The sequence below is a fragment of the Streptomyces sp. FH025 genome (assembly GCF_017427025.1).
GTDB lineage: Bacteria > Actinomycetota > Actinomycetes > Streptomycetales > Streptomycetaceae > Kitasatospora.
The window spans coordinates 1-6,733 of the sequence record NZ_JAFLNG010000431.1; the positions used below are offsets into that span (position 1 = coordinate 1).

Genomic DNA, 6,733 nt, shown 5'->3' on the forward strand with positions numbered 1-6,733 from the left:
CTCCTCGGCCTCCTGCGTGCGGGCGTCCGCGACGGTCTGGACGGCGGCCAGCACCCCGCGGTAGCCGGTGCAGCGGCAGAGGTTGCCGCACAGCGCCTGCCGGGCCTCGACCTCGGTGGGCCGGTGGTTGCGCTGGAGCAGGTCGTGCACGGCCATCGCCAGGCCGGGGGTGCAGTAGCCGCACTGGACGGCGCCGGAGGCGGCCAGCGCCTGCTGGACGTCGCTCGCGCCGCCGCCGGCCGACAGGCCCTCGACGGTGTTGATCTCGCTGTCGGCGGCCAGCGCGGCGGGCACCAGGCAGCCGGCCACCAGCTGGCCGTCCACCTGCACCGAGCAGGCGCCGCACTCGCCCTGCTCGCAGCCGTCCTTGGCGCCGGCCAGGCCGAGTCGCTCGCGCAGCACGTAGAGCAGGCTCTCGCCGATCCAGGCGTCGGTGACGGGCCGTTCGAAACCGTTGACCCGCAGCGTGTAGGAGGCGCACGGGCGCAGCTCCCGGCTGACCTGCGGGGCGAGGCCGAGCGGGTCGGCGTCGAGGGTCTCGATGGGGTCTGTGGTCACTTCAGCGCCCTTCCCAGTGCCCGTCGGGCCAGCACCGATACGGTACGCCGCAACCGGACGGCGGCCGCTGTCGGCCCCTCGGTCACGGCCTCCCAGGCGCCCTCGGCGCCGTAGTTGTCGGGGACGCAGGCGGCGGCCACGTACTCGCCGAAGGCGGCGGTGGCGGCCGGGTCGATCTCCCGGCTGCCGTCCCAGTCGATGCAGCCGGCCACCCAGGCCTCGGCCTCCAGCGGGCGCAGCGGCACCGGGGCGACGGCCCCGACGGCGCAGCGCACGGCGCGCCGGGCCGGGTCGAGGACGAGGGCGACGGAGGCGGTGGCGCGGGCCGGGCCGCTGCGGCCGGTGGCCTTGAGGAAGACCTGCGGCGCGTGCAGCAGCGGGACGCGCACCCAGGTGAGCAGTTCGCCGGGGCGCACCGGGTCGAGGCCGGTGAGCAGGTGACTGACCGGCACCTCGCGGGTGCCGCCGGCCCGGGCGAGGGTGACGCTGGCCTCCAGCGCGGAGAGCACCGGGAGGGTGTCGCCGGCCGGGGCGGCGGTGACGATGTTGCCGCCGAGGGTGCCGACGTTGCGCACCTGCGGCGGGCCGGCCGTGCGGGCGGCGTCGGCGAGCGCGGGGATGAGCGCGGCGAAGTCGGGGCGGTCCATCCGGGCGTGGGTGAGTCCGGCGCCGAGGACGGCGGTGCCGCCGTCCTCGTAGCGCCAGCCGCGCAGCTCGGTGATCCGGCCGAGGCCGACCAGCGCGGCGGGGCGCAGCCGTCCGGCGTTGACGGCTTCCATGAGGTCGGTGGCTCCGGCCACCGGTACCGCGGCCGGGGCGGCGGCCAGCGCGTCGACGGCCTCGTCGAGCGAGGCCGGCAGCATGATCGTCCGGTTCACCTGGGTCCCACCGTGCTCCACTTGCTCATCGATCGCCTGCCGCCCGCGGCCGCGCTGTCCGCGTCAGCAGCCCGGCCTGGCCCGTAGGGTACGGGCGATCGGGCCGGGTTGGGCAACTCTGGCACACAATGCTCGATGATCATTTCGGGACCGGTGAACGGTGCTGCCCGATTGGGACGGAAACCGGGCGGTATCTGCCCCGACCCCGGTCGGGCCAGGGCAGATGTTCATCTTCTCTTGACGTCAGATGACCACTCATAAGTTCCCGGGCGGGCGATCACCTCACCGGCGGCGGGCCCTCGATCGGCCGGCCGACCACTCCGGGCCGGCGCTGCCAGGGGTGCGGTCCGCCGGCCGGGCGGTACTCGACGCCGAGCGCGTCCAGCGCCTTCAGGTGGGTCGTCAGCCGCCGCTCGAACCCGGTGAAGTCGCGCTCGGCCGGCGCGGCGGGCAGGTCGGACCAGGCGACCTCGGCGAAGGCGACCAGCCGGGGGAAGGCCCGGTAGTCGAGGTCCCGGGCAGTGTCCGCGAACTCGCTCCACAGGTTGGCCTGGGTGCCGATGACGCGCCGGGCGGCGACCTCGTCCAGCTGCTCCGGGACGGGCTCGAAGCGGTAGACGTCCTCCAGCGTGCGCACGAAACCGACCGGGATCGGCTCGTCCGGACCGTCGGCCTGCCGGTGGTCGAGGTAGACGTGCTGCTCGGGGCACATCACCACGTCGTGCCCGGCCTTCGCGGCGGCGATCCCGCCGCCGAAGCCGCGCCAGGAGGAGACGGCCGCGCCCGGGGCCAGGCCGCCCTCCAGGATCTCGTCCCAGCCGATCAGCCGGCGGCCGCGCTCGGCCAGCCAGCGGTCGAAGTGCCGGATGACGTGGCTCTGCAGCTCGTCCTCGTTGGCCAGGCCCAGCTCGCGGATCCGGGCCTGGGCGGCGGCGCTGTCCTTCCACTGCTCCTTGGGGCACTCGTCGCCGCCGAGGTGGATGAACTCGGACGGGAACAGCTCCAGGACCTCCTCCAGCACCCCCTCGAAGAAGCGCAGCGTCCCCTCGGAGGCGTTGAGCACGTTGTGGCTCACCCCCCAGTCCGTCCAGACGCCGAGCGCGGCGGTGTCCACCACGTCGGTGTTGCCCAGCTCGGGGTAGGCGGCGATGGCGGCCTGGGTGTGGCCGGGCAGGTCGATCTCCGGGACGACGGTGATCCCGCGCGCGGCCGCGTAGGCGACGATCTCGCGCAGGTCGTCCTGGGTGTAGTAGCCGCCGTGCGGGCGGTCGTCGCGCCGCTGGGCCGAGCGGTAGCCGACCATCGAGCGCTCCCGCCAGGCGCCGCGCCCGGTCAGTGCCGGGTAGCGCTTGATCTCCACCCGCCAGCCCTGGTCGTCGGTCAGGTGCAGGTGCAGCACGTTGAGCTTGTGCGCGGCCAGCAGGTCGACGAAGCGCAGCAGGTCGGACTTGGGCAGGAAGTGCCGGGCGACGTCCAGCAGCACGCCGCGCCAGCCGAACCGGGGGGCGTCCGCGATGTCGGCGCCGGGCAGCACCCAGCCCTCGCGGCGCAGCGGGGAGCGGCGGTGGGCGTCCGGCCCGAGCAGCTGCCGCAGGGTCTGGGCGGCCCACAGCGCACCGGCCGGGCCGCCCGCGGCGAGCACGGCGTGGCCGGGGCGCACCGTGATCCGGTACGCCTCGGCCGCGAGCGTGTCGTCCTGGACCAGTTCGATGCCGGTGCCCGGCCGGCCCGGGCCCAGCGGCAGCCCGGTCGCGGCGGACAGCGTGCCGCGCAGCCAGCGCTCGGCGTCGGCCAGCCCGGGCGGCGCGGTCAGCGTGGTGGTGGCGTCGAGCGCGAAGTCCTCGTCCGGGCGGTGGACGGCACTCGAAGGTGCGGGAATGAGGTCCATTCCGACATCCTGCCCACGCCCGGAACGACTGGCATAGACCACCGCGCCAAACGCGGTGCTATGCAAAACGGCGTTGCAGAGGGCGCCGGACTACTTGTCGTCGCCGTCTCCGCCCTGCGGCTTGCCGATGCCGTCGTAGATCTCCTTGCACATCGGGCAGACCGGGTACTTCTTCGGGTCGCGCCCGGGCACCCACACCTTGCCGCAGAGCGCGACCACGGGGGACCCGGAGAGCGCGCTCTCCATGATCTTGTCCTTCTGGACGTAGTGCGCGAAGCGCTCGTGGTCGCCGTCCCCGTGGGACACCTGCGGGACGGGCTCGACCAGGGTGCCGGTGCCGAGGCCGCGCTCGGGCTCAAGAGTGCTCATAGGTGCCAAGTCTATGGGCGCCCCCGGAAACCGGGCCAGTGTCGCGCCGCGGACCCGGCACCGGGGCGGTCGCTCAGTTCATCGTCGGGTCGTCCGGGTAGGTCGCCAGCAGGGCCAGCGGGCCGCGCTGGCGGCGCAGCACCGAGCGCCACAGCCGCTCCGGCTCGGGGCTGGAGACGTCCCCCGGTTCGCACTCCACCAGGTACCAGGCGCCGCTCTCCAGCTCCGCCTCCAGCTGGCCCGGCGACCAGCCGGCGTACCCCGCGAAGATCCGCAGGCTCCCCAGCTCGCCGGCCAGCACCTCGGGCGGCGCCTCAAGGTCCACCAGGCCGATCGCGCCGTGCACCCGCCGCCAGCCGAGCGGCTCGCCGCTGCCCGGCTCCCCGGGTGCGACCGCGAGGCCCAGCGCCGAGTCCAGCGCCACCGGCCCGCCCTGGAACACCACCGCGGGCTGCCCGACGAGTCTGTTCCAGCCGTCCAGCACTCTGCCCACCTCGACCGGCGTCGGCCGGTTGAGGACCACGCCGAGCGCCCCCTCGGCGTCGTGGTCGAGGAGCAGCACCACCGCCCGCGCGAAGTTCGGGTCGGTGAGCATGGGCGTCGCGACGAGCAGACGGCCGGTGTGGGACCGGCCTGCGTGCGAATGGGCCGCCGTCATGCCCACATGATCCCGCAGAACGGCACCCGTCGGACACCGCAACGCTCGAAACCCCGCCACGCCGGACGAACACCCGTACGGCCCAGTCGGCGGGCGGGCGAGGCCCCGGAGAGAGCACCATCACGGGAGAGGCTCACGGGAACCGGCGGCACGCCTACTACCATCTACGTCTGGTGGACGCCCTTGCACGGTGCCGACTCGGTTTCACCGGGGGCCCGGAACGCGCCCGTACGACCGGTCCACCAGCGGCTCCTCCCCCGGAGCCCCCTTTTCCCGACTCCTCTGGCACCCCGGATTGCGAGAACGATGACCGACGACGTCCTGCTGGTCCACGGCGGAAACCCGCTCGAAGGCGAGATCCGCGTCCGCGGTGCGAAGAACCTGGTCCCCAAGGCCATGGTCGCCGCCCTCCTCGGCCAGGGTCCCAGCAGACTGCGCAACGTCCCGGACATCCGCGACGTCAAGGTGGTCCGCGGCCTGCTGCAACTGCACGGCGTGACCGTGCGCACCGGCGACGAGGACGGCGAGCTGATCCTCGACCCCTCGCACGTCGAGAGCGCCAACGTCGCCGACATCGACGCGCACGCCGGCTCCTCGCGGATCCCGATCCTGTTCTGCGGCCCGCTGCTGCACCGCCTCGGCCACGCCTTCATCCCGGGCCTCGGCGGCTGCGACATCGGCGGCCGCCCCGTCGACTTCCACTTCGAGGTGCTGCGCCAGTTCGGCGCCACGATCGAGAAGCACCCGCAGGGCACCTACCTGGTCGCCCCGCAGCGGCTGCGCGGCACCAAGATCGAGCTGCCCTACCCCTCGGTCGGCGCGACCGAGCAGGTGCTGCTCACCGCCGTCCTCGCCGAGGGCGTCACCGAGCTGCGCAACGCGGCCATCGAGCCGGAGATCGTCGACCTGATCTGCGTGCTGCAGAAGATGGGCGCGATCATCACGCTGGGCACGGACCGGACCATCCTGATCACCGGCGTGGACGAGCTCGGCGGCTACACCCACCGCGCCCTGCCGGACCGGCTGGAGTCCGCCTCCTGGGCCTGCGCGGCGCTCGCCACCAAGGGTGACATCTACGTCCGCGGCGCCCGCCAGCTGGAGATGATGACCTTCCTCAACACCTTCCGGAAGGTCGGCGGCGCCTTCGAGGTGGACGACGAGGGCATCCGCTTCTGGCACCCGGGCGGCGAGCTCAAGGCGATCGCCCTGGAGACCGACGTGCACCCGGGCTTCCAGACCGACTGGCAGCAGCCGCTGGTGGTCGCGCTGACCCAGGCCACCGGGCTGTCCATCGTGCACGAGACGGTGTACGAGTCGCGCCTGGGCTTCACCGGCGCGCTGAACCAGATGGGCGCGCACATCCAGCTGTACCGCGAGTGCCTGGGCGCCACGCCGTGCCGCTTCGGCGCGCGCAACTTCCTGCACTCCGCGGTCGTCTCCGGCCCGTCCAAGCTGATCGGCGCCGAGCTGGTCATCCCGGACCTGCGCGGCGGCTTCTCGTACCTGATCGCGGCGCTGGCGGCCGAGGGCACCTCGACCGTGCACGGCATCGACCTGATCAACCGCGGCTACGAGAACTTCATGGACAAGCTGCGCGACCTGGGCGCCCACGTCGAGCTGCCCAGCGAGCAGCTGGTCGACGCCTGACGGCCGAGCACGCACGGCGAGAGGCCGGGCTCCCCGCGGGGAGCCCGGCCTCTCGGGCGTTCAAGGGGTGGCTCAGGCAGCGCCCTTGGCGGCTTCCTTCAGCTTGGAGCCGGCGCTCACCTTGGCGCTGTAGCCGGCCGCGATCTGGATCGGCTCGCCGGTCTGCGGGTTGCGGGCGGTGCGGGCAGCGCGGTGGGTGCGCTCGAAGGTCAGGAAACCGGGGATGGTGACCTTCTCGTCGCCCTTGGCGACGACCTCGCCGACGATCTCGGCGAAGGCGGCCAGAACGGCGTCGGCGTCCTTGCGGGTCACCTCGGCGCGCTCGGACAGCGCGGCCACCAGCTCACTGCGGTTCATGTGTACTCCTGTGGTCTGTTCGCTTGCGGTGTGCGGGGGCCCATCGGTGCTCCCACCGGGGGGCACCCGGATGGGCCGCAGGTCCGCACACTGTGCTCATGCAGGCAATGCGTGGTCGCGGGCCGGGTCGTACCCGTTGCCGCGCGCCGGCGCCCTACGAGGGGCCCGCCCGCCTGCCTGGGAACGAATCCTGCCCCGACCGGCCCCGAGAAAGCCAATCGGGCCCCGGCAGAACCACCCGAACATCGCCCGCCCGTTGGAGGTGTGACGCTCCGTCGGCTCCGGCGGACCGGGCGCGGACGGCGGTCGGGACGACTCGCCGGAAGACCAGGGGGACGTTCCGTACTTGTCGGACACGCCTGCCCCGTGCAGGGCTAC

7 protein-coding genes are annotated in these 6,733 nt (G+C 73.5%); 1 reads left to right on the forward strand and 6 read right to left on the reverse strand.

Translation table 11 applies throughout. The features are described 5' to 3' along the window. From J0670_RS25950 to J0670_RS25970, 5 genes are all read right to left on the reverse strand, one after another. Positions 1 to 558 (reverse strand): (2Fe-2S)-binding protein (locus tag J0670_RS25950; protein WP_374223165.1); only part of this gene is annotated, 558 nt, incomplete at its 3' end. Next, positions 555 to 1,421, reverse strand: coding sequence for a xanthine dehydrogenase family protein subunit M (locus J0670_RS25955; RefSeq protein ID WP_207814094.1), 867 nt, complete (start codon positions 1,419 to 1,421; stop codon positions 555 to 557). The genes J0670_RS25950 and J0670_RS25955, both read right to left, overlap by 4 nt. Positions 1,422 to 1,713: 292 nt before the next feature. Beyond that, positions 1,714 to 3,324 carry a beta-N-acetylhexosaminidase gene (locus J0670_RS25960; protein WP_207814090.1) on the reverse strand — a complete coding sequence of 537 codons (1,611 nt, stop codon included), beginning with the start codon at positions 3,322 to 3,324 and terminating at the stop codon, positions 1,714 to 1,716. A 90-nt stretch (positions 3,325 to 3,414) separates the two neighbouring features. Continuing rightward, positions 3,415 to 3,693, reverse strand: a complete 279-nt coding sequence (locus J0670_RS25965; protein WP_196947467.1) for a DUF3039 domain-containing protein — start codon at positions 3,691 to 3,693, stop codon at positions 3,415 to 3,417. A gap of 73 nt (positions 3,694 to 3,766) precedes the next feature. Then, entirely contained in the window at positions 3,767 to 4,351 is a 585-nt protein-coding gene (locus J0670_RS25970) for a YqgE/AlgH family protein (protein ID WP_207814091.1), read from the reverse strand. A 306-nt stretch (positions 4,352 to 4,657) separates the two neighbouring features. Here J0670_RS25970 and murA point away from each other — a divergent pair, with 306 nt between their 5' ends. After that, positions 4,658 to 5,998 carry a UDP-N-acetylglucosamine 1-carboxyvinyltransferase gene (gene murA, locus J0670_RS25975; RefSeq protein WP_207814092.1) on the forward strand — a complete coding sequence of 447 codons (1,341 nt, stop codon included), beginning with the start codon at positions 4,658 to 4,660 and terminating at the stop codon, positions 5,996 to 5,998. Between the two features lie 72 nt (positions 5,999 to 6,070). Here murA and J0670_RS25980 read toward each other — a convergent pair whose 3' ends face one another. Further along, a complete protein-coding gene (locus J0670_RS25980; RefSeq protein ID WP_030242980.1) occupies positions 6,071 to 6,355 on the reverse strand; it encodes an HU family DNA-binding protein in 285 nt (94 codons plus the stop codon). Positions 6,356 to 6,733: the final 378 nt, after the last annotated feature.